This is a genomic window from Bacillus sp. CPT56D-587-MTF (assembly GCF_058792335.1).
In genome coordinates this window covers 4,727,545-4,752,661 of the sequence record NZ_JBYTEF010000001.1, presented here as the reverse complement: position 1 = coordinate 4,752,661, position 25,117 = coordinate 4,727,545, and the positions used below count along the sequence as shown (strand labels likewise).

Genomic DNA, 25,117 nt, shown 5'->3' with positions numbered 1-25,117 from the left:
AATAATATTTTGGAATGGGTGTCTGCGTGAGGATTCTCCTTTTACCAAACTTATTGTACAATAGAAACAAGGGGGAGATTAGTTTGAAGGCAAGTCTTTTACAAGAACAAAGCTTACGTTTGGCAATGACACAAGAGTTAAGGCAAGCGATTACAATGCTCCAGTATAATGTACAAGAATTATCGGAGTTTTTGTATGAGCAATCGTTAGAGAATCCCCTTATTGAGTTAGGTGGTTTTGAGAGGGAGAAGAAAAAGAGCTCTAACAACAGTAAAAGTACCAGCAAACAAGTCGAGAATCAGATGGAGATCTACAGTGTGGATTCTACAACGATTCAGCAACATTTATTAAATCAAATACAGTATTATAAAATAGATGAAGAAGAGCGAAAAGTAGCTTCTTTCATTATTATGAACATGGATGGAAATGGATATTTACAAGAAACGAATGAAGAGTTAGCAGAGCTCCTTTCTGCGCCCATTCATGTAGTCGACCGCTCTGTAGAGCTTGTCCAATCACTGGAACCAGCAGGGGTAGGGGCGCGTAATATTCAGGAATGTTTAACTTTGCAATTGAAGCGCTTACAAAGGCGGAATGGATTAGCAGAAGAGGTTGTAGAAGATCATTTCGCTTATTTTGTGAAGAAAGATTGGCGAAAGCTCGTTCAAGTGTTGAAATGTAGTAATGAGGAATTACAGAGTGCGGTAAATTGTATAACGTCATTACAACCAAAACCAGGTCTTGCGTTTTCTTCAGATAAACCACTTTATATTGTGCCTGATATGGCGGTGAAAAAAGATGGCGATCGCCTCGTTTTACAAATGAATGAGAGAAATATGCCGAGAATTGAAATTCATTCTGAATATAGTGCGCTTCTTAATAATAGTGAAAGTGAAGTAGCATCTTACGTATCAGAAAAGTATCAGCATGTGCAGTGGATTATGCGCAGTTTGAAGCAGAGAAAACAGACGCTGCTGCAAGTAATGACTATTATTATGGAAAAACAACGTGATTTCTTCTGGAAAGGTCCAGAGTATTTAAGACCTCTCGCTTTAAAAGAGGTAGCGGAAGAGTTAAGTGTGCATGAATCGACAATTAGTCGTGCGACGCGAAATAAATATGTGCAAACACCACACGGTTTATTTGAGATGAAATCGTTCTTTAGCAATGCCGTTTCGACGACTGAAGATGAAGCAGTTTCTACAAAACGTGTAAAACAATTTATTCAAACGCTAATTGGGGCAGAGGATAAGAAAAAGCCACTTTCAGATCAAAAGATTTCAAAATTATTAGAAGAAGAGCATGAAATTGTTATTTCTCGAAGAACAGTGGCGAAGTATAGAGAACAAATGCATATCCCAGCTTCGTCATTACGAAAAACGATCGGATAGGTGAAGAAGATGAAAGTTGTACTGTATACTAAAAAAGATTGTGGCCTTTGCGTGAAGGCGAAACAAGTTTTACAGGAAGTACAATGTGAATATTCTTTTCAAATCGAGGAAATAGATATATATGAAGATAATGACCTTTTAGAAAAATATCACTTAATGATTCCGGTTGTAGAAATGGACGGAAAACAAGTAGAATATGGTAACATTCACAAAGGTGTCATAATAAACTATATAAAGAATGCAGTTAAGAGTTGAATAAGTTTCTATCTCCTGTTACAATAATACACGTAGCAGGGATTATTTTTTTAACCTATGTGGGACACAAAATGTCACTACGGGACGTAAAGTGACCACGAAGGAAAAATGAACCGATGTAGTGAGGAGAAAAGATATGCGCTCATGGATTCAGAACACAAAAAAATTATTACCTGATCTGCTACCTGTTATGCAAACGAGAATGCAAATTCTTCAATACATTAGGCTCATGCAGCCGATTGGAAGAAGAAACTTATCAGCAAGTCTCGGTATGACAGAACGAGTATTGCGAAGTGAAGTTCAAGTTTTGAAAGAACAAAACTTAGTTCACGTCGCTTCTTCTGGAATGACTTTGACAGAAGAAGGAACAGCTTTAGTTCTTGCTTTGGAAGACTTTATGAAAGAAATTTCCGGGTTAAAGGTTTTAGAAAAGCAACTTAAGGAAACATTAGACTTGGATGAAGTTTTCGTTGTCCCTGGTGATAGTGATGAATCACCTTGGGTCAAACTGGAGATGGGCCGTGCTTGTGTGACTTGTATAAAAGACCGTCTGACAGCGAATAATATCGTTGCTGTGGCTGGAGGAACTACGCTAGCTGCTGCTGCGGACATGATGCAACTTGATTGCAAAGATTTACATATGCTATTTGTCCCAGCACGTGGTGGAATTGGAGAAGGCGTCGAATTAGAAGCCAATACCATTTGTGCCAAGATGGCGCAAAATACGATGAGTAATTATCGCTTATTGTATGTTCCAGACCATGTTAGTAGCGAAGCATATGCGTCTATTGTGACAGAGCCTTCCGTGAAAGAAGTTCTTGAGTTGATTCGATCTTCCAATATCGTCATTCATGGAATAGGTGATGCGTTAACAATGGCACGTCGCAGAAGTACTTCAGAAGCAGATTGGTTAAAGATTCAGGCAAGCGAAGCAGTTGGCGAAGCTTTCGGTTACTACTTTAATGAAGAAGGAAATGTTGTTCATAAAGTAAGAACAGTTGGTATGCAACTAGAGGATTTACAAAATGTATCTCACGTTGTTGCAGTCGCTGGAGGTTCTTCAAAGGCAAAAGCAATACAGGCTGTAATTAAACAAGGGCACACTTCAATTCTAATTACAGATGAAGGTGCAGCAAAACATTTAACAAAGGGTTTTACCCTTTAATATAATCCCCCAAGGAGGAAATTCAAATGACTAAAATTGGTATTAATGGATTTGGACGTATCGGACGTAACGTATTCCGCGCAGCTCTTAACAACTCTGAGGTAGAAGTAGTAGCAATCAACGACTTAACAGATGCTAAAACATTAGCTCACCTTTTAAAATATGACACAGTTCACGGAACTTTAAATGCAGAAGTATCTGCTAACGAAAACAGCATCGTTGTTAACGGTAAAGAAATTAAAGTTATCGCTGAGCGTGACCCAGCTCAATTACCATGGAGCGACTACGGAGTAGAAGTAGTAGTAGAATCTACTGGCCGTTTCACTAAAAAATCAGACGCTGAGAAACACTTAGGTGGATCAGTTAAGAAAGTTATCATCTCAGCTCCAGCTTCTGACGAAGATATCACTGTAGTTATGGGTGTTAACCACGAACAATACGATGCAGCTAACCACAACGTAGTATCTAACGCTTCTTGTACTACAAACTGTCTAGCTCCATTCGCTAAAGTATTAAACGAAAAATTCGGCGTAAAACGCGGAATGATGACAACAATTCACTCTTACACTAACGACCAACAAATCTTAGACTTACCACACAAAGATTTACGTCGTGCTCGTGCAGCAGCTGAAAACATGATCCCAACATCTACTGGTGCAGCTAAAGCTGTAGCATTAGTATTACCAGAACTTAAAGGTAAATTAAACGGTGGCGCTGTACGTGTTCCAACTGCTAACGTTTCTCTAGTTGACCTAGTTGTTGAACTTGACAAAGAAGTAACAGTTGAAGAAGTAAATGCAGCATTCAAAGCAGCAGCTGAAGGCGAATTAAAAGGTATCCTTGGATACAGCGAAGAGCCATTAGTATCTATCGACTATAACGGATGTACAGCTTCTTCTACAATCGATGCATTATCTACAATGGTAATGGAAGGTAACATGGTTAAAGTACTTTCTTGGTACGATAACGAAACTGGTTACTCTAACCGCGTAGTAGACCTAGCAGCTTACATGACTTCAAAAGGTCTTTAATTCTTAATTATATAAGTTATCAATGACAAAACGAGGGAGAGGGTTTGTTCCCTCTCTCTCTTCTTTCGTTTTAAAAGCAAATGTGTTAAGCTTTTGAGTGGGTTTTGTCAATCCTAACTAGTAGTCGGAGGGAAATCCAATGAACAAAAAATCAATTCGTGACGTAGATTTAAAAGGTAAGCGTGTATTTTGCCGCGTTGATTTCAACGTACCTATGAAAGAAGGCAAAATTACAGATGAAACTCGTATCCGTGCAGCTCTTCCTACAATTCAATATTTAGTAGAGCAAGGTGCGAAAGTTATTTTAGCAAGTCACTTAGGCCGTCCAAAAGGTCAAGTAGTAGAAGAAATGCGTTTAACTCCAGTAGCAGCACGTTTAGGTGAGCTTCTTGGTAAAGACGTTAAAAAAGCGGACGAAGCATTCGGACCAGTTGCACAAGAAATGGTTGCAGCAATGAACGAAGGCGACGTATTAGTTCTTGAAAACGTACGTTTCTATGCGGGCGAAGAAAAGAACGATGCAGAACTTGCGAAAGAATTTGCAGCACTTGCTGACATCTTCGTAAACGATGCATTCGGTGCAGCTCACCGTGCTCACGCTTCTACAGCAGGTATCGCAGACTACCTACCAGCAGTATCTGGTCTATTAATGGAAAAAGAGTTAGATGTACTTGGTAAAGCACTTTCTAACCCAGAACGTCCATTTACAGCTATTATCGGTGGTGCGAAAGTAAAAGATAAAATCGGTGTAATTCGTCATCTATTAGACAAAGTAGATAACTTAATCATCGGTGGTGGACTTGCTTACACATTCGTTAAAGCTTTAGGTCATGAAATTGGTCTATCTCTATGTGAAGACGACAAGATCGAACTAGCTAAAGAATTTATGCAACTTGCAAAAGAAAAAGGCGTAAACTTCTACATGCCAGTTGATGTTGTAATCACTGAGGAATTCTCTGAAACTGCAACAACTAAAATCGTTGGTATCGACTCTATCCCTTCTAACTGGGAAGGCGTGGACATCGGTCCTAAAACACGTGAAATTTATGCAGATGTAATTAAAAATTCTAAGCTTGTTGTATGGAATGGACCAATGGGTGTATTCGAAATGACTCCATTCGCAGAAGGTACAAAAGCAGTAGGACAAGCATTAGCAGATGCAGAAGATACATACTCTGTTATCGGCGGTGGTGACTCTGCAGCAGCTGTTGAAAAATTCGGTATGGCTGATAAAATGAGCCACATTTCTACTGGCGGCGGTGCGTCATTAGAATTCATGGAAGGTAAAGAGCTTCCAGGTGTAGTTTGTCTTAACGACAAATAAGTAGCAGCCAAAGAAAAAGGACGGTGCAAAGCATGCGTAAACCAATTATCGCAGGTAACTGGAAAATGAATAAAACTCTATCAGAAGCAGTTAGTTTCGTAGAGGAAGTTAAAGGTCAAATCCCAGCAGCTTCAGCTGTTGATGCAGTAGTTTGCTCTCCAGCTCTATTCTTAGAGCGCCTTGTAGCAGCAACTGAAGGAACTGACTTACAAGTAGGTGCACAAAACATGCACTTCGAAAAAAATGGTGCATTCACTGGCGAAATTAGCCCAGTAGCACTTAGCGACTTAAAAGTTGGCTATGTAGTACTTGGCCACTCTGAGCGTCGTGAAATGTTTGCTGAAACAGATGAGTCAGTAAACAAAAAGACTATCGCAGCATTTGAACATGGTTTAACACCAATCGTATGTTGTGGTGAGACTTTAGAAGAGCGCGAAAGCGGAAAAACATTTGATCTAGTAGCAGGTCAAGTGACAAAAGCACTTGCAGGTTTAACAGAAGAGCAAGTTAAAGCAACTGTTATCGCTTATGAGCCAATCTGGGCTATCGGTACAGGTAAATCTTCTTCTTCTGCAGATGCAAACGAAGTATGTGCGCACATCCGTAAAGTTGTTGCAGAAGCTGTTTCTCCAGAAGCTGCAGAAGCTGTTCGTATCCAATACGGCGGTAGCGTAAAACCAGAAAACATTAAAGAGTATATGGCACAATCTGACATCGACGGCGCTTTAGTTGGCGGTGCTAGCTTAGAGCCAGCTTCGTTCTTAGGTCTTCTGGGGGCGGTAAAATGAGAAAGCCAACAGCTTTAATCATTCTTGACGGTTTCGGACTTCGTGAAGAAACTTACGGGAATGCTGTAGCACAAGCTAAGAAACCTAATTTTGATGGTTACTGGAATAAATTCCCTCACACAACGCTTACAGCTTGTGGCGAGGCAGTAGGTCTTCCAGAAGGTCAAATGGGTAACTCTGAGGTTGGTCACTTAAATATCGGTGCTGGCCGCATTGTATATCAAAGCTTAACACGCGTTAACGTTGCAATTCGTGAAGGTGAGTTCGATAAGAACGAAACGTTCCAAAGTGCAATTAAAAGCGTAAAAGAAAAAGGTACTGCACTTCATTTATTCGGTTTACTTTCTGACGGTGGTGTGCACAGTCACATGAATCACATGTTTGCTCTTCTTCGCTTAGCAGCTAAAGAAGGCGTTGAGAAAGTATACATTCATGCATTCTTAGATGGCCGCGATGTTGGACCAAAAACAGCACAAAGCTATATCGATGCAACAAATGAAGTAATTAAAGAAACAGGAGTAGGACAATTCGCGACTATCTCTGGTCGTTATTACTCCATGGACCGTGACAAGCGTTGGGATCGCGTAGAAAAATGTTACCGTGCTATGGTAAATGGTGAAGGCCCTACTTATAAATCAGCAGAAGAGTGTGTAGAAGACTCTTATGCGAACGGTATCTATGATGAATTCGTATTGCCGTCTGTAATTGTTAACGAAGATAACACGCCAGTTGCAACAATCAATGATGATGATGCAGTTATCTTCTATAACTTCCGTCCAGACCGTGCAATTCAAATTGCTCGTGTATTTACAAACGAAGACTTCCGTGAGTTCGATCGTGGTGAAAAAGTAACTCACATTCCAGAATTCGTATGTATGACACACTTTAGTGAAACTGTAGATGGTTACGTGGCATTCAAGCCAATGAACCTTGATAACACTTTAGGTGAAGTTGTTGCGCAAGCGGGATTAAAGCAACTTCGCATCGCGGAAACTGAAAAGTATCCGCACGTTACATTCTTCTTTAGCGGTGGTCGTGAGGCTGAATTCCCAGGAGAAGAGCGTATCTTAATTAACTCACCAAAGGTTGCAACGTATGACTTGAAACCTGAAATGAGCATTTACGAAGTAACGGACGCTTTAGTAAATGAAATCGAAAATGATAAACATGATGTTATCATTCTTAACTTTGCGAACTGTGATATGGTTGGCCATTCTGGGATGATGGAACCAACAATTAAAGCAGTAGAAGCAACTGACGAATGTTTAGGAAAAGTTGTAGAAGCGATTCTTGCAAAAGATGGTGTAGCACTTATTACTGCTGACCATGGTAATGCGGATGAAGAATTAACTTCTGAAGGAGAGCCAATGACAGCTCATACAACTAACCCGGTTCCTTTCATCGTTACTAAGAACGACGTAGAATTACGTGAAGATGGTATCTTAGGTGATATCGCTCCAACAATGCTTACACTTTTAAATGTGGAACAACCGAAAGAAATGACAGGTAAAACAATTATTAAATAATTTGCTTATATAAAAAGGAGAGAATTTATTATGCCAACAATTATTGATGTTTATGCTCGCGAAGTCCTTGACTCTCGTGGTAACCCAACTGTAGAAGTAGAAGTTTATACAGAAAGCGGCGCTTTCGGACGCGCTATCGTACCAAGTGGTGCATCTACTGGTGAACACGAAGCAGTAGAATTACGTGACGGTGACAAATCTCGTTACCTTGGTAAAGGTGTTATTAACGCAGTAAACAACGTTAACGAAATTATCGCTCCAGAAATCGAAGGTTTCGATGTAACTGACCAAGCTGGTATCGACCGTGCTATGATCGAATTAGATGGCACTCCAAACAAAGGTAAACTAGGCGCTAACGCTATCCTTGGTGTATCTATGGCAGTAGCTCACGCAGCAGCTGACTTCGTAGGTCTTCCATTATACCGTTACCTTGGTGGATTCAATGCAAAACAATTACCAACTCCAATGATGAACATCATCAACGGTGGTTCTCACGCTGATAACAACGTTGACTTCCAAGAGTTCATGATCTTACCAGTTGGTGCTCCAACATTCAAAGAATCAATCCGTATGGGTGCTGAAGTATTCCATGCACTTAAAGCTGTATTACATGACAAAGGTCTTAACACTGCAGTAGGTGACGAAGGTGGATTCGCTCCAAACCTTGGTTCTAACCGTGAAGCTCTAGAAGTAATCATCGAAGCTATCGAAAAAGCTGGTTACAAAGCTGGCGAGAACGTATTCTTAGGAATGGACGTTGCTTCTTCTGAGTTCTACAACAAAGAAACTGGTAAATATGACCTTGCAGGCGAAGGCCGTACTGGCTTAACTTCTGCAGAAATGGTTGATTTCTATGAAGAGCTTTGCAAAGACTTCCCAATCATCTCTATCGAAGATGGTTTAGACGAAAACGACTGGGATGGTCACAAATTATTAACTGAGCGTATCGGTGATAAAGTACAATTAGTTGGTGACGATTTATTCGTAACTAACACTCAAAAACTTGCTGAAGGTATCGAAAAAGGTATCTCTAACTCAATCTTAATTAAAGTTAACCAAATCGGTACTTTAACTGAGACTTTCGAAGCTATCGAAATGGCTAAACGTGCTGGTTACACAGCAGTTGTATCTCACCGTTCTGGTGAAACTGAAGATGCTACAATCGCTGACATCGCAGTTGCAACTAACGCTGGCCAAATCAAAACTGGTTCTATGAGCCGTACTGACCGTATTGCTAAGTACAACCAATTATTACGCATCGAAGACGAGCTAGGCGAAGTAGCTGTTTACGATGGTATCAAATCTTTCTATAACATCAAACGATAATTGTAGAAAATAAACGACAGACCGTGAGAAATCACGGTCTGTTCAGAGTGTTGGGAAACCCTTTAGGGTTCCCAACACTCTGGAATCTTTTTTGATTTTAGCGAATAAAAACAACATAAAATAATAGAATTTTAAAAAATAGCCCTCCACCTGACCCTTTTTGGTCAGGTGGAGGGCTATTTTTTTCATGTTTTGACAAGCTGCGGTGAGATAAGCTTGCATTTGGACAGACTTCAGCCCTCGAAACCGGGCATAGCGGTAGCCATGTAGTTCTTTGGCGTCTGCAAAGCTTCGCTCTATAGTGGAACAGCGTACTTTATACAACCTTTTCCCTGTAGCTGTTAGCTTGTTTTTTCTAGCAATATCCTTATATTTCTCCCACACATGATGAGTGATAACTTTTTGTTTTTGTTTCTTTGAAAAGCACACCTCACGTAACGGACAAACAGCGCAGTCTTCTGGATTCGATTTGTATTGACGGTATCCTTCACGATCAGTTGTTACATATTCTAGAATACATCCCATCGGACAAGCGAAAACATTCATTTCTTCTACATATTTAAATTGGCTTTTCGGTACTTCTTTATTCCGTTTTCCAAATCGGCGATACCCCATCACCATAAATATATTCCGTTCTGATAGTTTCTTACAGATATATCCTGTAAAATAGCCAGCATCAAGGGCAACAGCTTCTACTTTGAAGTCGAATTTATCAATCTGAGCTTGGAGGCGTGCTAAATACGGCTCGGAATCTGCCATATTTCCAGCCGTTACATAGGTATCTGTAATAATATTGTACTTCGCATCAGTCGTACGATGATCCAAGAAATGAAAACCATTTGGTTTTCCATCTCTCATTAAAAATCCACTATCTGGATCCGTTGTACTTATACGAGTTTTTTTGGTAGGGGTATCACTTTCCTTTCTAGGTTTTAATTCTTTTTTCCATGTACCTCACGATCTTCGATTACCGCAGCTTCTAGCTCGTCTATATAAAACTTTGCTTTTTCTTTTTTATATTTATGTACAAATTTATTTTTATTGGCATTGGCCTTAATATGTGTAGAATCTGTCATCAGTGCACGTCCTCCTACCATCCGGTGCTCCGTCGCTTGTCTCACAATCTCATCAAAAATTTCTTCGAAAATATTTGTATGAATAAAACGAGTACGACGATTCCAACTGATTGTAGAGTGATCCGGAATAGTATCCGATAGAGAAAACCCTAAAAACCAACGGTAGGCAATATTCGTTTTAATTTCCTTTTCCAATTGACGCTCAGAACGAATACCGTAAAAATATCCAATAAACATCATCTTAAATAAAACAATAGGATGAATGGACGGGCGTCCATTGTTTTCACAGTAATAAGGGCGTAACTTCTCTTCAATAAAATCAAAACTAATTGTCGCTTCAATTGCACGAAGGAAATGATCTTGTGGAACCAACTCTTCTACAGAAACAGATACACGCTCATCACGATGATTTTTTAAAGCACCCATCATAAAAAATCTCTCCTTTTCCTCTTTTTTATCAGTGTTGACACATAAAAAGAGGTTCAGACACAAAAACAGGCTGTGGAGAAGACTTTCTCCACAGCCTGGACAGACCGTGAGAAATCACGGTCTGTTTTTTTATGCTAAAATTGTTCACCCGTCATAAGTGACATGAAATGTTTGAAGAAGCGGTTATAATCAAAATCAATTGCTATTTGATGACTCGGCCAATCAATAAATGGTTTAGATTCTCCTAAAGAGCGAAATTCTCCAATGCTTGCCCCCTGTGCATAAGATTCTGTCATGACAACGATAGGTGATTTGTGATAGGTAAACATAGAGTTATCAAGTAAAGCGAGTATTGGTATTGTGTCATGGAAGGGGCTCCCCTTTAAATGTGGTAGGGTGTCTTTATAATATCCGTAGTAATAATGATCAAATAACGGTTTGACAAGTGGAGCTTTTCCTTTTGCCTCAATGTATTCTGCCATTTCTGGTGTAATGATGGAGTATTGAGTGACGTTTAATGGGTATATGTACATGTTAACTGCGGATTGAAGGACTATATTAGCGGCAGTAGGATCGCCATAAAAGTTTGCTTCGGAAATAGGGGTAACATTACCAGGATGTAAAAAGGCACCGCCCATTACGTAGTAAGATTTAATTTGTTTCATCAACTGTTTGCACATGATAAACAAAATTGCTAGGGAGGTAAGTCTTCCTAAACTCACAATAATTAATTCATCCTTATACTGTTCAATAAGAGGAATAACTTCAAAAAAATTCTCCATTTCTCCGTTAGTCACATTCACCTTTGGAATAATTGGACCGAGCCCCTGTTTTCCATGTACATCCGTAAAAAACGCAGGTGGGGCACCAGTAAGGGGACGTTCTGAACCACCGAATATCTTGATATTTCTATTCTTTGTTTCGTTATTAAAAAAATGAGCATTTTCTACGGCCATTTTTTTTGGAACATTGCCGTAATCAGCAACGATACCGACGATTTCTATTTCATCGATAAAGAATGCTAAGAGGAGAGCCATCGTATCATCAATCCCAGGATCACAAAAAATGAGAACTTTTTTGGGCATATGTTCACCACCTATCTTGTTTATCCCGTACAAACCAGCTTGGTGAGGGCTAATAATCAATAAGGATGAGGGGAATCTCATTGATTAAAGTTTCACTTTATATATATGTAAGTTTAAGAATAAAAAGATTATTTTATTGAAATAATAGTCTTCTAAATTCAGAAAATAAAAACTTTTTATATTAGGTCAAGGTTTTTGACGTAATTTTCGTTTAGAAATGCAGTCGTATCAAGGTTGTAAGCGTATAACATAGGCTGTTTTTGCTGTCAAGTTGATAAATTGCAGCTTTTTACAATTTATACTATGATAAAGATATTAACAGAAGATCGTATAAACATGAGGGATGATGAACATGAAATTTACAAAGATTCTTGTCCAAATTGCTGCTCTTTACGTGTTTTATATGGTTGGAACTTGGGTGCAAGAAATGTTAAATATTCCGATTCCAGGAAGTTTGATTGGAATGTTCCTCTTACTTGTTTTACTTAGCCTAAAAGTTCTTCCAGTGAAATGGTTCGATTTAGGAGCAGAAACACTCGTTGCTATTATGCCGTTTTTATTAATTCCGCCAACGCTTGGCCTAATGAATTACGGTGCTTTTTTTATGAGTAAAGGAATTTCTCTTTTCATTACAGTTGTAGCGAGTACATTTTTAATTATTATTGTCGCAGGACATACAGGACAATATCTTGCGAATAGGAAGGAAAGAGAGTCGCGATGAGCCAAATATTAATCGGAGTCGGTTGGGTTCTTTTTACGGTGCTATTATATCAATTATCTAAAAAAATCTATAAATTATTTCCAACACCATTCACCATTCCAATGCTTGTAGCAACTGGATTAATGGCTTTCCTATTTATCGTGCTTGATATACCATATCAACATTATATGGAAAGTGGTGGTGGCTGGATTGCAAAGCTACTTGGACCCGGTGTTGTAGCATTTGCAATTCCTCTTTATAAACAACGTCATGTTCTGCAAAAATATGTTGTACCGATTGCTGGTGGCGTATTGGTAGGTACAACAGTTGCAATCGCTAGTGATTTTGCGATTGCTTCACTTATGGGAACGGATAAAAGCTTAATCTTATCGTCTTTACCAAAATCGGTGACAATGCCAGTTGCGATGAGTGTTTCAGAGCAAGTCGGTGGTGTACCTTCCTTAACAGCAGCTTTCGTTGTTATTGCAGGTATTACTGGAACGATTACAGGACCCCTTTTATTAAAATGGAGTCGTGTTACAAACTCAGTTGGTAAAGGTATCGGATTTGGATGTGCTTCTCATATTATGGGTGTTATGAGAGCGATGAAAAATAACGAACATGAAGGTGTTATTGGATCGGTAACAATGACATTAACAGCAATTTTGACATGTTTACTTGGACCGTTATTTGCGATGATGTTTATGTAATAGAAGAAAAGCGAGAGCGCCTCTATAGCTCTCGCTTTTCTATAGAATTTATGCTACAGTTACAATAACTGAATCTTTGTAGGAGGTACGCCAAGTGCATACGTTATTATCAGTTTTACTTATTATTGTATCGATTTTAATGATTGTTATGGTACTTATGCAGTCTAGTAATAGCTCAGGCCTTTCAGGTGCAATTTCAGGCGGTGCAGAGCAATTATTTGGTAAGCAAAAAGCACGTGGGATTGAAGCGGTATTAAACCGCATTACAATTGTTTTAGCTGTATTGTTCTTCGCATTAACAATTGGTGTTACGTACTTGAACTTATAGAATTGAAAGAAGAAGCGTTAGTAAAATGTACTAATGGTTCTTCTTTTTTTGTTTTGCCATTTGAAAGATGTTTCTAATTAGATTATAGAAATATAAATATGGTACACTAAGATATAGAAAGAATACGACTAGATTACAGAAGAGAAAGAGGAGAAGTACATGATGAAATTAGCATCTCCGAAACCATTTACATTTGAGGGTGGAGACCGCGCTGTTTTATTACTACATGGATTCACAGGGAACTCAGCTGATGTACGTATGTTAGGGCGTTTCTTAGAAAAGAAAGGCTACACTTGTCATGCGCCAATTTATAAAGGGCACGGTGTACCACCAGAAGAGCTTGTTCATACAGGTCCTACAGATTGGTGGCAAGATGTAACGGAGGCATATCAGCTTTTAAAAGATAAAGGTTTTGAGAAAATTGCTGTTGTTGGATTGTCACTTGGCGGCGTATTTTCTTTAAAATTGGGTTATACAGTACCGGTTTTAGGTGTAGTACCAATGTGTGCACCGATGTATATTAAGAGCGAAGAAACGATGTACCAAGGTATATTGGCATATGCCCGCGAATATAAAAAACGTGAGCAAAAATCACCAGAACAAATTGAACAAGAAATGTTGGAATTCCAAAAGACACCGATGAATACATTAAAAGCATTACAACAATTAATTGCTGACGTACGTAACAATGTGGATATGATTTATGCGCCAACATTTGTTGTACAAGCACGTCATGACGAAATGATTAATACAGATAGTGCTAACATTATTTATAACGGTGTAGAATCTACGTTAAAAGACATTAAATGGTACGAAGACTCTACGCATGTCATTACACTTGATAAACAACGTGACGAGCTACATGAGGATGTATATAACTTCTTGGAGCAACTAGATTGGTAAGATCTAGTTGCCTCTTTTTTTCATAAGGAATTTTTTGTGAAAACTGTAAAAATCATAAGGGGAGTATTGAAGTTTCACTTTATACATCCCCTATCTTTCGGATACACTAAATAATATAAGGTTTTAAAGGAGGTATTTTTGCTTGGAAGAAATCATACAAGAACATATTGATAAGTTGTTATTATTTATGAGAGAAGAAGCGTATAAACCGCTAACGATACAAGAGTTAGAAGAGGCATTTGGAATTGAAGGTTCTGAGGGCTTTAAAGATTTCGTAAAGGCACTTGTAACGATGGAAGAGAAGGGACTTGTTATTCGTACTCGTAGCAACCGTTACGGTCTTCCTGAAAAGATGAATTTAATACGCGGTAAGTTAATTGGACATGCACGTGGTTTTGCATTCGTTGTACCAGATGAGAAGAAAACGGGAGACGATGACCTTTTCATACCGCCTACAGAATTAAACGGTGCGCTTCATGGCGATACAGTATTAGCACGCCTTAGTTCCCAATCGAGTGGTTCGCGTCAAGAAGGTTCAATTGTACGCATTTTAGAACGCGGAACGAAAGAGTTAGTTGGTACATATACAGAATCGAAAAACTTTGGGTTCGTTATACCTGACAATAAGCGCTGGACAAGTGACATTTTCGTATTGAAAAGTGCATCTATGGGCGCTGTAGAAGGTCATAAAGTAGTTGTGAAAATTACGAGCTATCCAGAGAATCGTTTAAGTGCAGAAGGTGAAGTTATTCAAATTCTAGGTCATAAAAATGATCCAGGAGTAGATATTTTATCTGTCATTCATAAACATCACTTGCCTTTAGCGTTCCCTGAAGAAGTGATGGAACATGCAAACAGTGTACCAGAAACGATTTCAGAAGAAGATTTAAAAGATCGCCGTGATCTACGTGACCAAATGATCGTAACGATTGACGGTGCAGACGCAAAAGATTTAGATGATGCTGTTACAGTAACGAAGCTTGAGAACGGTAACTACAAGCTAGGCGTTCACATTGCGGATGTAAGTCATTACGTTCAAGAAGGTTCTCCGATTGATGTAGAAGCAGCGGAAAGAGCGACGAGTGTGTATCTTGTTGACCGTGTAATTCCGATGATTCCACACCGTCTATCTAACGGTATTTGTTCATTAAATCCGAAAGTAGACCGTCTGACATTATCTTGTGAAATGGAAATCAACAACTTAGGTGATGTTGTTAAACACGAGATTTTCCAAAGTGTGATTAAAACAACAGAGCGTATGACTTATGCTGACGTAAGAAGCATTTTAGAAGATGAGGACGAAGAGTTAATTAAGCGTTATGAGCCGCTCGTACCGATGTTTAAAGAGATGGGTCAATTGGCACAAATTTTACGTGAAAAACGTATGCGCCGTGGTGCAATTGACTTTGACTTTAAAGAAGCGAAAGTATTAGTGGATGAAGAAGGAAAACCGACAGACGTTGTCATGCGCGATCGTTCTGTATCAGAGAAGTTAATTGAAGAATTTATGCTTGTTGCGAATGAAACAGTAGCAGAGCACTTCCACTGGATGAACGTACCATTCATGTACCGTGTCCATGAAGATCCGAAAGAAGATAAGCTTGAGCGTTTCTTCGAGTTTGTAACGAACTTCGGATATGCAGTAAAAGGACGTGCGAATGAAGTGCATCCTCGCGCGCTACAACAAATTCTTGAAATGGTTCAAGGACAGCCAGAAGAAGTAGTTATTTCAACAGTTATGCTTCGTTCTATGAAGCAAGCTCGTTACGATGCGGATAGTTTAGGACATTTCGGTTTATCAACTGAGTTCTACACACACTTCACATCACCAATTCGTCGTTACCCAGATACAATCGTTCATAGATTAATTCGTGAATACATTATTAACGGTAAAGTCGACAACGAAACGCAAGCAAAATGGCGTGAAAAATTACCTGAGATTGCAGAGCATTCTTCTAATATGGAACGTCGTGCTGTTGAAGCAGAGCGTGAAACAGATGAGATGAAAAAAGCAGAGTATATGGTTGATAAGATCGGTGAAGAGTATGACGGTATGATTAGCTCTGTAACAAACTTCGGTTTATTCGTAGAGCTTCCAAATACAATTGAAGGTCTTGTACACGTTAGTTATTTAACGGATGATTACTACCGTTATGACGAGCAACATTTCGCTATGATCGGAGAACGTACAGGAAACGTATTCCGCATCGGTGACGAAATTACAATTCGCGTTATTAACGTAAACAAAGACGAGCGTGCAATCGACTTTGAAATCGTTGGCATGAAAGGCACACCTCGCCGTAAGTTTAAAGATCGTCCAGTCGTTATCGAGCAGCCAAGAACAGGCAGAAAGAAACGCGGTGGACGTAGCGAGCGCAGTAATGAGCGCGGCGGTGAACGTGGCACAGGTAGAAAATTTGACCGTGGTGGTAAAGGAAAAGGAAGAGGAAGAGGATCTGCATCTGCATCCGCTTCTGCTAGCCAGCCGGGAAAAAAAGATGGTAACGGTAAGAAGAAAAAAGCATTCTTCGAAAACGTACCAGGATTCAAGAAGAAAAAGAAAAAGCGTAAGTAAGAAAAGAGTGGCTTCGCTTTGATGAAAAGCGGGGCCGTTTTCTTTTTTCTTCGTGGCTTGAGAGCGAGCCACTTTCGCTTTTAATGGAATCCAGCTACAGTGGCTAGAATGTTCGGCGGCTTCGCTTCTTCCCGAGAGGCAAAGAGCGCCTCAAGGTCAGAAGCTCCATCCATCTCACATTCTGAGCGAGCCACTTTCGCTTTTTGATGGAATCCAGCTACAGTGGCTAGAATGTTCGGCGGCTTCACTTCTTCCCGAGAGGCAAAGAGCGCCTCAAGGTCAGAAGCTCCATCCATCTCACATTCTGAGCGAGCCACTTTCGCTTTTTGATGGAATCCAGCTACAGTGGCTAGAATGTTCGGCGGCTTCACTTCTTCCCGAGAGGCAAAGAGCGCCTCAAGGTCAGAAGCTCCATCCATCTCACATTCTGAGCGAGCCACTTTCGCTTTTTATTAACATTTGTTACAATAGTAAAAATAGAGGAGGGACGTTATATGCCAAAGGGTACAGGTAAGGTTATTGCACAGAACAAAAAAGCATTTCATGATTATTTCATCGAAGAAACATACGAAGCAGGGCTTGTCCTTCAAGGAACGGAAATTAAGTCGATTCGCGCTGGACGCGTAAACTTGAAAGATGCGTTTGCACGTGTACATAATGGTGAAGTATGGGTTCATAATATGCACATTAATACGTACGAACAAGGGAATCGTTTCAACCATGATCCACTTCGTACGAGAAAATTACTTCTGCATAAAAAAGAAATTGATAAACTAGCGGGCGCTGCGAAAGAAACAGGTTACGCATTAGTTCCACTTAGAATTTATTTGAAAAATGGATTTGCAAAGATGGCACTTGGTTTAGCAAAAGGTAAGAAGCAATACGATAAACGTCACGATTTAAAAGAGAAAGAAGCTAAACGTGAAATTGCACGCGCGTTCCGTGATCGCCAAAAGATGTAATACAGATATTTACATTTGTAAAATGGAGCGCGTATGTTATAATAACTTATGTAAGGTTGTTGCACATTGAAAAACAGCTCTTAGTAGCTATCACGATATTTTCTTCGTATGCTCCATTTTTATCATGGGGACGTTACGGATTCGACAGGGGTAGTTCGAGCTTAGGTTGCGAGTCGAGGGGATCGGCCTCGTTAAAACGTCAAAGCCTATAATTGGCAAACAAAACAATCTTTCTTTAGCTGCTTAATTGCACTAAAGGTTCCTCCCTCCATCGTCCATGTGGTAGGGTAAGGGACTCAAACTAAGTGGACTACGCCGGAGTTCGCCGTCTGAGGACAAAGGAAGAGAACAACCAGACTAGCAACTTGGAAGCCTGTCGATAGGCCGAAGAGTTCGCGAAATGCTAATATATCGACTACACTCGTAGAAGCTTAAGTGCCGATATTTTTGGACGTGGGTTCGACTCCCACCGTCTCCACCAATACATATTTGGTGGTTTTTTTATTTTGTATGATATGAACCATAACTTTGCCAGGTTGGCAAGGTTATGGTTCTTTTTGTTTGTGGTTTTATAGAATGCTGAAGTTGATGGGACGATATCCCGGTTCTGGTGCAACAATAGTGGAATGTGAAAAAAGAATAGAAGATTCCTAACGGAATGGAACTTTATGCTGTTAAACCAAAGAGTTCATTGATAAGATATATCTGCTTTTGGACAGACTTCTCCCCTTGGAGAGTTTGTCCTTTTTTGATCATATGCATAGCTTCTATTCCAGTAATCATTTTTATAGCTGTAGGGAATGATTTCAATCCTAGCATATTCCGAATCCGTTTTTTGATAAACCGATGATCTTGCTCAATGATATTGTTTAAGTATTTTTTTACACGAAGTGGTATACCGTGTGGTATACACTTTTCTTCCTTTAGTTCACGTACTGCAACAGGATAGGCTTTATCGCCATCAGCAGTTATCGAACGAGGTTTTGTGGCATGAACAGAAGCCAAGGCTTTCTTTAGAAAACGTTTGGCAGCCTTCGCATCTCTTTTACGACTTAAATAAAAATCAATCGTGTTTCCTTCAGAATCAATCGCGCGATATAAGTACATTTTCTCTCCTTTGATTTTGATGTATGTTTCATCCACACGCCAAGAATCATTGGTTGGTTTCAAATGTTTTCGAATACGCTCATTTAATTCTGGTCCATATTGATGCACCCATCGCATAATTGTTGTATGTACTAAGAATAATCCTCTTTCCTCCATCATTTCCACTAAATCACGAAGACTTAAGTTGTACCGCAGGTACCAACGTACGGTTAATACAATGATATCAGGCTGATACTGTTTCCATTTGAATATATTTTCTTTTTCCATACTGATCACACACCTTTTTTTAGTAATAGCACCAGTATTGCCAAGTTTGAAAGAGCATTTTCAAATCATTTCGCTTTTTTTGCACCAGAACCTTCATGTTCAACGAATATAGTTATATCCTTACCAGCTTGGTCTTTACCAGTTCTTTTATACGTAAATTTATTCTTATTTAGTTCAGTAAGTTCAAGAGCTGCACCGTATTTGTTATTTCCAATTGAAACATGGGCTCTTATTTTATTTTCGTGTACAACATCGAAGTAGCCATAGTCACCACGGCTTTGACCTGTTTCGCTATTGAAGAACTCATATTTATTAGACTTGTCATCGAATTTTGCTAGACTTATAAAATTCGAATTAAACTGTGTTACATCATTACCAGCTTCATCTACTACTTTTGTTCCGTGCCAAAGGGTACCGCCTAAAATTTTATCTCCATCAACGTTTTTAACAATATCTCCTGTAGTCGTGTTCAGCTGCTTGTCCGGATCAGTGAAAGAAAGTTCTTTTTCTTTATATGGGACATGTTCAACGAAAACTTCTACATCTTTACCGTTAGCGTCTTTACCCATTCGTTTATAAGTAAATACATTTTTATTTAGTTTTGTCATGTCAACGACAGCTTGATACTTCATTGATTCTGAAATTAATATTCTCTTCTTCCCATCATTTGTGACAAAGAAAGTGCCTTTATCGCCACGACTTGCACCTGTTTTAGCATCAAAAAATTCATATCTGCCTGACTTCGCATCATATTTTGCAAGACCAATGAAGTTTGCATTCTCTTTTGTTAAGTCATTCTTATCTTTGTCATACACTCGTGTACCTTGCCAATTTGTCTCGCTAAGAATATTAGCCATTTTTTGCCCTTTAGTTAATTTATTTTCCTTTTTTGTTTCTTTAGCAACTTGTTCTTGTTTTTGTTTCCCATGATTTTCTTCAGCTTTAGTACCAGCACACCCTGTTAATGCTAATGTGAATCCGAGCAGTACGGATGATAGTGCTTTTGCTTTTTTGTTCATGTTTTATCGTCTCCTTATTTTATGATTTCAAGTAGTACGGTTAGCGATTATAGTAGCAGTGCGTCATATATGAACTTAGTTGCTACGTTTCTTATGTTAATACCCGACTATAAACTGCCTCTAAATAAAACATTAAAAAAAGATAAACTAATTCCTAAAATTTGTTCATATTTATAAAAGGTCTTTTACATGGGGTGAATGTAAATTTCTCATTTTGAAAACGACGTAATTAAATGGGCGGATTCATATTATGCTTACAGTGCGATTTTAGATGTGATGCTATACTGTGTATAGGATTTTATGGGTGTATGTTGTGTCGGTTTTTGTCGGTAAGTCGATATTCTATGTCGAATCGTTGATATATTGAAAAAATCGTTGATATATTGTGAGTTATGATAGATATATTTGAAAAATCGTTGATATATTTTGAGGAGGGCTAAAAATGATTGTGAAAGAACGACAAATGCCGATGTATTTACGACAATTAGAAGCGTTATCTAGAAGATTACCTGCTCACCATCCGAAACGGGATATGGTTGCAGAAAGTTTAGCGAAGCATAAAGCGGGTTACAAAGGTGAACAAGCTATCAATTATCCATTAAGTTTTTTGCCAGAAGAAACATATAGTATTTTGCACGATATAAGGTTGTCTGATCAAAATCACCATTTTCAAATTGATACGATTATCATTTCAGCATATTTTCTTCTTTTCCTCGAAATAAAAAATATAGCAGGTACGTTACTATTTGATTCAAAGTTTAACCAGCTTATTAGAATATCAGAGGGGAATCCAGAAGGGTTTCCAAATCCAATTTTACAAGTGAAAAGACAAGAGGAACAGTTTAGAAAATGGTTAAGGTTAAATGGGTTTTCTCGTTTTCCGATTGAATCACTCGTTGTTATTAGTAATCCACGAACTATTATTAAATCTTCAGACGATAATCTCCCCAATAAAATTATACACAGTGCAAATTTACCTCATAAAATAAAATGGTTTGAGAGCAAATATAAGAAAAAAACTATAAAAAATGTAGACGATCTTATTTGTCAAATAGTAAGGAATCATACTCCATTACAGCAAAATATCCTCGAACAATTTAAAATCAAAAAAGGGGAATTGTTAAACGGCGTACGATGTGAGGTCTGTTCTATAATGCCGATGTTGAAAATCAAAAAAGGGTGGTATTGTTCAAATTGTAAAGCTATCTCTAAGGTAGCACATGAGGATGCGATACATGATTATGTACTTCTTATTAGTAGGACTTGTACAAATATGCAGTTAAAGGAATTTCTCCACGTTCAATCGAGTGCAACAGTTCATAGACTCCTCAAAACAATGAACATCCCACACACCGGCACTAATAAAGGACGAAAATATGATTTAACTCACCTTCAATTATAATTTTGCTATAATAAATATGTACTTATACGAAGGGGAGTTTAATGAGAAAATGAAATCATTCAATATTGATCATTTTATCGCGAGTGTTTTACAGTGGATATTAAATATAGCGCTAATTATATTATCCATTGTCTTATCTATCTTTTTAATTAATGAGACGATTACTTTTATTCAATACATATTTTCAGCGAAGAAGTATACGTCATATAAATTGGTTGAAAGTATCATCGTCTATTTCTTATACTTCGAGTTCATTGCATTAATTATTAAGTATTTTAAATCGAACTATCATTTCCCGTTACGTTATTTTATTTATATCGGAATTACGGCCTTAATTCGATTAATTATTGTGTCTCATGAGGAACCGATGGAGACGTTATTATACGCAGGAGCAATTCTTGTTTTAGTTATTGCTTTATACATATCGAATATGAGAGATTTGAGAAAAGAGTAGTAGTGCAGACATAAGTTTGCACTACTTTTTTATTTGCAATTATCCATCCTATAATTGGGGGGCTGTAATCAAATGAATAGTGTCAGGACATTCTAATTTATAAGTTACTTTGTTGTCTTCAATATCTTTTGTGATTTTTTGGCATGTATTGTTCGAATATTGAATCTCTTGATTTTCACTATGTTTCTCATTTGTTTTTGTATAGTCAACATCATAATAGACGGAGGTAGACTCCTTTTCTTTTTTTACAGTTAAATCAATAATAACTGGCTCGTCCTTGGTATTAAATTTAGTAATTCTAACGGAATCGTCTTTATTTGAATTATAGTTTTTTACGAAAGTATCTAATTTTTCTATGTTATAAACTTCATTGTTTTTCTCAATAATATCACCACGTTTTTTGGAAACCTCAAAAGCATATGTCTCGTTTTTATCGTTTTTTTGCTCATTATTAGTACAACCAATAAGAGTAAATAAGACTAACGAGATTAAAGGTAATGCATACTTTCTATATTGTATTCTCATAGGTTCATCTCCCTTTCTTAATTTTTAACGATGATATATTTATAATTTTATCTTACTGAGATTTTTGGAAAGCCAAAAGACTGTTCTTTTTTCGTTAAGTTATTGTAAATGTCTACATTCTTTATTAATTGGTTATAAATTTCGGCATAATATTGTTACATCTTGACCTTCAAGTTGCTTGAAAGTTTACAATGAAATTAGGGCGTTTGAAATCGAAAAAAATTGAGAAATTAAGTGAAGAGGTTTCTTTTACTTGGAGGTTATAGAAATGAATCAGGAATTGAAGTTACGTCCATTAGAACGAGAAGATTTAAAGTTTGTACACGAACTGAATAATAATGCGCATATTATGTCGTATTGGTTTGAAGAGCCGTATGAGGCATTTGTGGAGCTGCAAGACTTATATGATAAACATATACATGATCAAAGCGAACGCCGATTTATCGTTGAGAAAGACAATGAAATGGTTGGATTAGTTGAGTTAGTAGAAATCGATTATATTCACCGTAGAACAGAATTCCAAATTATTATTGATCCGAATTATCAAGGATATGGTTATGCAGTGGATGCGACGCGTTTAGCGATGGATTACGCTTTTTCCGTACTAAATATGCATAAGATTTATTTAGTTGTGGATAAGGAAAATGAAAAGGCAGTACATGTTTATAAAAAAGTTGGGTTTATGGTAGAAGGTGAGCTTATCGATGAGTTTTTCGTTGATGGTAACTATCATAATGCGATAAGAATGTGTATGTTTCAGAAGCAATATTTTGAAAACAAGTAGTTGAAAGATTCGGAAGTAATGTTGACGCTTCGTAAAACCGTATGCTAAAATCCTTTTTAAGTATTAAGGAAGGTGCATAATATGCTTTATATAAAATTTGTAAAACTCATTAGAAAACTTTGCTCCGCACAAATGTATACGGTGAAGCGTTGTACGGAGCTTAATCAAGGGGCATAAATCCCCTATATTCATCGGCTGAATAACTTTTCTAAAAAAGTATAGTTTATCTATGCTTATTTCGTTATGGTTTTTCAGCTGGTGTATAAAATAGATTAAGGGGCCATAGACAATGCTTTGTCTATGGCCCTTTGTGTATATTATTCCGATGAGTCTTTACTATAAATTGGAGTAGTATAGGAAAAACCACGAAGCAGAGGGCTAGTGTCGAATGACGCTATCTCTCTGCTTTTTTTAATTTCAGGAAAAGAGGAATAAAAATGAGTTTACTTAAAGTGGAAAGTTTATCACATAGTTTTATAGATAAAGTATTATACGAAAATGCTTCTTTTGATTTGCATAAAGGGGAGCATATGGGAATTGTTGGACAGAATGGTGCAGGAAAAAGCACATTAATGAAAATATTGGTGGGGGAAATTATTCCTGATAAGGGAGACATAAAGTGGCAACCTAATATTCAAATTGGACATCTTGATCAATACGCAGAAATTGATGAGGGTTACACCATTTCACAATATTTAAAGAGAGCCTTTTATGATTTGTATGAAATGGAAAAGAGAATGAACAAGTTATATGAAGAAAGTGCGATGACTGGAGATGAAAATCAACTATTGAAAGCGGCAGAAATTCAAGGACTGCTCGAGGCTCATGATTTTTATTCAGTAGATAGTATTACGAATAAGGTGGCAGCCGGTTTAGGTATTGATGTGATTGGGATGAATCGTGTGATTGGTGAATTAAGCGGAGGGCAGCGTGCAAAGGTAATTTTAGCGAAGCTCTTATTAGAAGAGCCTAATATTTTATTGCTAGATGAACCGACGAATTTTCTCGATAAGGAGCATGTGGAGTGGCTTGCTAATTATTTAATGAATTTTGAAGGAGCGTTTATTGTCGTATCACATGATTTTGATTTTCTGGAAAAGGTAACTTCTTGCATATGTGATGTAGAGTTCGGAACAGTTAAGAAGTATTACGGCAAATACTCAGATTTTGTAAGACAAAAGGAGCATTTGCGAAAAGATTATATTCGCCAATATTATGCACAGCAAAAGAAAATTGAAAAAACGGAAGAGTATATTCGTAGAAATATTGCTGGGGTGAATTCAAAAATAGCGCAAGGTCGTAGAAAACAATTACAGCGTATGGAAAGAATTGCACCACCAAGTTTTACTCATAAACCGTCTATTCATTTTCAGGAACTTCCCATTTCAGTTCAGACAGTTCTTGAAGTAAATAACCTTGAAGTTGGTTACGACTTCGCTCTCTTACCAAAGTTGAATTTTTCAGTAATGGGTAGGCAAAAACTTGTTATTACAGGTTTCAATGGAGTAGGAAAATCTACTTTATTAAAAACAATCGTTGGAAATATTGATAGTATTTCTGGAGAGTTTCACTTTTCAGAGCAAATAAAGATTGGATATTATGAGCAAGATTTAAATTGGAGCAATGATTCTTTAACGCCGCTTCAAATTATTTCAGAACAGTTTCCTAAACTGAATATGAAGGAAATACGCCATCATTTAGCTGCGTGTGGAGTGAAGGATACGCACGTTTCGCAAGAAATTCGTACGTTAAGTGGTGGTGAACAATCGAAGGTGAAACTGTGCGGATTATTATTATCACCTTGTAACTTATTAATTTTAGATGAGCCGACAAATCATTTAGATGCAGAAGCGAAGGAAGCTTTGCAAAAGGCGCTAATTAAGTTTAAGGGCAGCATTATACTCGTATCTCACGAAGCGAGTTTTTATCTTGATTGGGCAGATAGCATCTTTCATATAGAGACAGGAATAGTTAAGGGGGTGTGA

Annotated in this window: 23 protein-coding genes, 1 other RNA gene and 1 pseudogene; 19 read left to right on the top strand and 6 right to left on the bottom strand. The window is 37.9% G+C overall.

Annotated elements, in window-relative coordinates; all coding sequences use genetic code 11:
* The first annotated feature begins 83 nt into the window (after positions 1–83).
* From rpoN to eno, 8 genes are all read left to right on the top strand, one after another.
* Positions 84–1,391: an RNA polymerase factor sigma-54 gene (gene rpoN, locus AC3WVZ_RS24575; protein ID WP_000647959.1), complete on the top strand. Its 1,308-nt coding sequence runs from the start codon at positions 84–86 to the stop codon at positions 1,389–1,391.
* Between the two features lie 9 nt (positions 1,392–1,400).
* Positions 1,401–1,646 carry a glutaredoxin family protein gene (locus AC3WVZ_RS24570; protein ID WP_000869730.1) on the top strand — a complete coding sequence of 82 codons (246 nt, stop codon included), beginning with the start codon at positions 1,401–1,403 and terminating at the stop codon, positions 1,644–1,646.
* Positions 1,647–1,782: 136 nt separating this feature from the next.
* Positions 1,783–2,811 (top strand): sugar-binding transcriptional regulator, encoded by a 1,029-nt coding sequence (cggR, locus tag AC3WVZ_RS24565; RefSeq protein ID WP_233935536.1) that lies wholly within the window; start codon positions 1,783–1,785, stop codon positions 2,809–2,811.
* A gap of 26 nt (positions 2,812–2,837) precedes the next feature.
* On the top strand, positions 2,838–3,842 hold the full coding sequence (gap, locus tag AC3WVZ_RS24560; protein ID WP_000161236.1) for a type I glyceraldehyde-3-phosphate dehydrogenase: 1,005 nt from the start codon (positions 2,838–2,840) through the stop codon (positions 3,840–3,842).
* A 139-nt stretch (positions 3,843–3,981) separates the two neighbouring features.
* Positions 3,982–5,166 (top strand): phosphoglycerate kinase, encoded by a 1,185-nt coding sequence (locus AC3WVZ_RS24555; protein WP_001036350.1) that lies wholly within the window; start codon positions 3,982–3,984, stop codon positions 5,164–5,166.
* 32 nt (positions 5,167–5,198) lie between these two features.
* Entirely contained in the window at positions 5,199–5,954 is a 756-nt protein-coding gene (gene tpiA, locus AC3WVZ_RS24550) for a triose-phosphate isomerase (RefSeq protein WP_001231038.1), read from the top strand.
* Entirely contained in the window at positions 5,951–7,480 is a 1,530-nt protein-coding gene (gene gpmI, locus AC3WVZ_RS24545; RefSeq protein WP_233935534.1) for a 2,3-bisphosphoglycerate-independent phosphoglycerate mutase, read from the top strand. Before tpiA ends, gpmI begins: the two co-directional genes overlap by 4 nt.
* Positions 7,481–7,510: 30 nt before the next feature.
* Positions 7,511–8,806 carry a phosphopyruvate hydratase gene (gene eno, locus AC3WVZ_RS24540; protein ID WP_017657033.1) on the top strand — a complete coding sequence of 432 codons (1,296 nt, stop codon included), beginning with the start codon at positions 7,511–7,513 and terminating at the stop codon, positions 8,804–8,806.
* A gap of 135 nt (positions 8,807–8,941) precedes the next feature.
* On the opposite strand, the pseudogene AC3WVZ_RS24535 reads toward eno, so the two are convergent.
* Both AC3WVZ_RS24535 and AC3WVZ_RS24530 read right to left on the bottom strand, forming a co-directional pair.
* Positions 8,942–10,311, bottom strand: a pseudogene (locus tag AC3WVZ_RS24535) (IS1182-like element ISBth7 family transposase); the annotation flags it as partial.
* Positions 10,312–10,445: 134 nt separating this feature from the next.
* Positions 10,446–11,396 carry a nucleoside hydrolase gene (locus tag AC3WVZ_RS24530; protein WP_227078063.1) on the bottom strand — a complete coding sequence of 317 codons (951 nt, stop codon included), beginning with the start codon at positions 11,394–11,396 and terminating at the stop codon, positions 10,446–10,448.
* 352 nt (positions 11,397–11,748) lie between these two features.
* Between AC3WVZ_RS24530 and AC3WVZ_RS24525 the strand changes: the two genes are divergently transcribed.
* From AC3WVZ_RS24525 to rnr, 5 genes are all read left to right on the top strand, one after another.
* Entirely contained in the window at positions 11,749–12,117 is a 369-nt protein-coding gene (locus AC3WVZ_RS24525; RefSeq protein WP_000673222.1) for a CidA/LrgA family holin-like protein, read from the top strand.
* Positions 12,114–12,806 carry an LrgB family protein gene (locus tag AC3WVZ_RS24520; protein WP_000078309.1) on the top strand — a complete coding sequence of 231 codons (693 nt, stop codon included), beginning with the start codon at positions 12,114–12,116 and terminating at the stop codon, positions 12,804–12,806. The genes AC3WVZ_RS24525 and AC3WVZ_RS24520 overlap by 4 nt, the downstream gene beginning before the upstream one ends.
* Before the next feature lie 94 nt (positions 12,807–12,900).
* Complete coding sequence (gene secG, locus AC3WVZ_RS24515; RefSeq protein ID WP_000557262.1) at positions 12,901–13,134, top strand: preprotein translocase subunit SecG; 234 nt, start codon at positions 12,901–12,903, stop codon at positions 13,132–13,134.
* Between the two features lie 162 nt (positions 13,135–13,296).
* Positions 13,297–14,037, top strand: coding sequence for a carboxylesterase (gene estA / locus AC3WVZ_RS24510; RefSeq protein ID WP_000761986.1), 741 nt, complete (start codon positions 13,297–13,299; stop codon positions 14,035–14,037).
* Positions 14,038–14,179: 142 nt separating this feature from the next.
* Entirely contained in the window at positions 14,180–16,612 is a 2,433-nt protein-coding gene (gene rnr / locus AC3WVZ_RS24505) for a ribonuclease R (protein WP_233935533.1), read from the top strand.
* A gap of 80 nt (positions 16,613–16,692) precedes the next feature.
* Here the strand turns inward: rnr and AC3WVZ_RS24500 are convergent, their stop codons facing one another.
* Positions 16,693–17,031 (bottom strand): hypothetical protein, encoded by a 339-nt coding sequence (locus tag AC3WVZ_RS24500; RefSeq protein ID WP_233935532.1) that lies wholly within the window; start codon positions 17,029–17,031, stop codon positions 16,693–16,695.
* A gap of 75 nt (positions 17,032–17,106) precedes the next feature.
* On the opposite strand from AC3WVZ_RS24500, the gene smpB reads away from it, so the two are divergent.
* Together smpB and ssrA are read left to right on the top strand one after the other, a co-directional pair.
* Positions 17,107–17,574 (top strand): SsrA-binding protein, encoded by a 468-nt coding sequence (gene smpB, locus AC3WVZ_RS24495; RefSeq protein WP_001123919.1) that lies wholly within the window; start codon positions 17,107–17,109, stop codon positions 17,572–17,574.
* Positions 17,575–17,700: 126 nt separating this feature from the next.
* Positions 17,701–18,055, top strand: a transfer-messenger RNA (tmRNA) gene (ssrA, locus tag AC3WVZ_RS24490).
* Between the two features lie 185 nt (positions 18,056–18,240).
* On the opposite strand, the gene AC3WVZ_RS24485 is transcribed toward ssrA, so the two are convergent.
* Positions 18,241–18,948, bottom strand: coding sequence for an IS6 family transposase (locus AC3WVZ_RS24485; protein ID WP_100910607.1), 708 nt, complete (start codon positions 18,946–18,948; stop codon positions 18,241–18,243).
* A gap of 65 nt (positions 18,949–19,013) precedes the next feature.
* Entirely contained in the window at positions 19,014–19,967 is a 954-nt protein-coding gene (locus AC3WVZ_RS24480) for a DUF4822 domain-containing protein (RefSeq protein WP_233935531.1), read from the bottom strand.
* Positions 19,968–20,409: 442 nt separating this feature from the next.
* On the opposite strand from AC3WVZ_RS24480, the gene AC3WVZ_RS24475 reads away from it, so the two are divergent.
* Together AC3WVZ_RS24475 and psiE are read left to right on the top strand one after the other, a co-directional pair.
* The gene (locus tag AC3WVZ_RS24475; RefSeq protein ID WP_063219971.1) at positions 20,410–21,369 is read left to right on the top strand and encodes a nuclease-related domain-containing protein; all 960 of its coding nucleotides are present in this window, start codon (positions 20,410–20,412) and stop codon (positions 21,367–21,369) included.
* Positions 21,370–21,418: 49 nt separating this feature from the next.
* Positions 21,419–21,823: a phosphate-starvation-inducible protein PsiE gene (psiE, locus tag AC3WVZ_RS24470; RefSeq protein WP_000834704.1), complete on the top strand. Its 405-nt coding sequence runs from the start codon at positions 21,419–21,421 to the stop codon at positions 21,821–21,823.
* 48 nt (positions 21,824–21,871) lie between these two features.
* On the opposite strand, the gene AC3WVZ_RS24465 is transcribed toward psiE, so the two are convergent.
* Positions 21,872–22,348: a DUF4362 domain-containing protein gene (locus AC3WVZ_RS24465; RefSeq protein ID WP_063219970.1), complete on the bottom strand. Its 477-nt coding sequence runs from the start codon at positions 22,346–22,348 to the stop codon at positions 21,872–21,874.
* A gap of 268 nt (positions 22,349–22,616) precedes the next feature.
* On the opposite strand from AC3WVZ_RS24465, the gene speG reads away from it, so the two are divergent.
* The gene (speG, locus tag AC3WVZ_RS24460) at positions 22,617–23,132 is read left to right on the top strand and encodes a spermidine N1-acetyltransferase (protein WP_001071092.1); all 516 of its coding nucleotides are present in this window, start codon (positions 22,617–22,619) and stop codon (positions 23,130–23,132) included.
* A gap of 437 nt (positions 23,133–23,569) precedes the next feature.
* Positions 23,570–25,117, top strand: coding sequence for an ABC-F family ATP-binding cassette domain-containing protein (locus AC3WVZ_RS24455; RefSeq protein ID WP_000054858.1), 1,548 nt, complete (start codon positions 23,570–23,572; stop codon positions 25,115–25,117).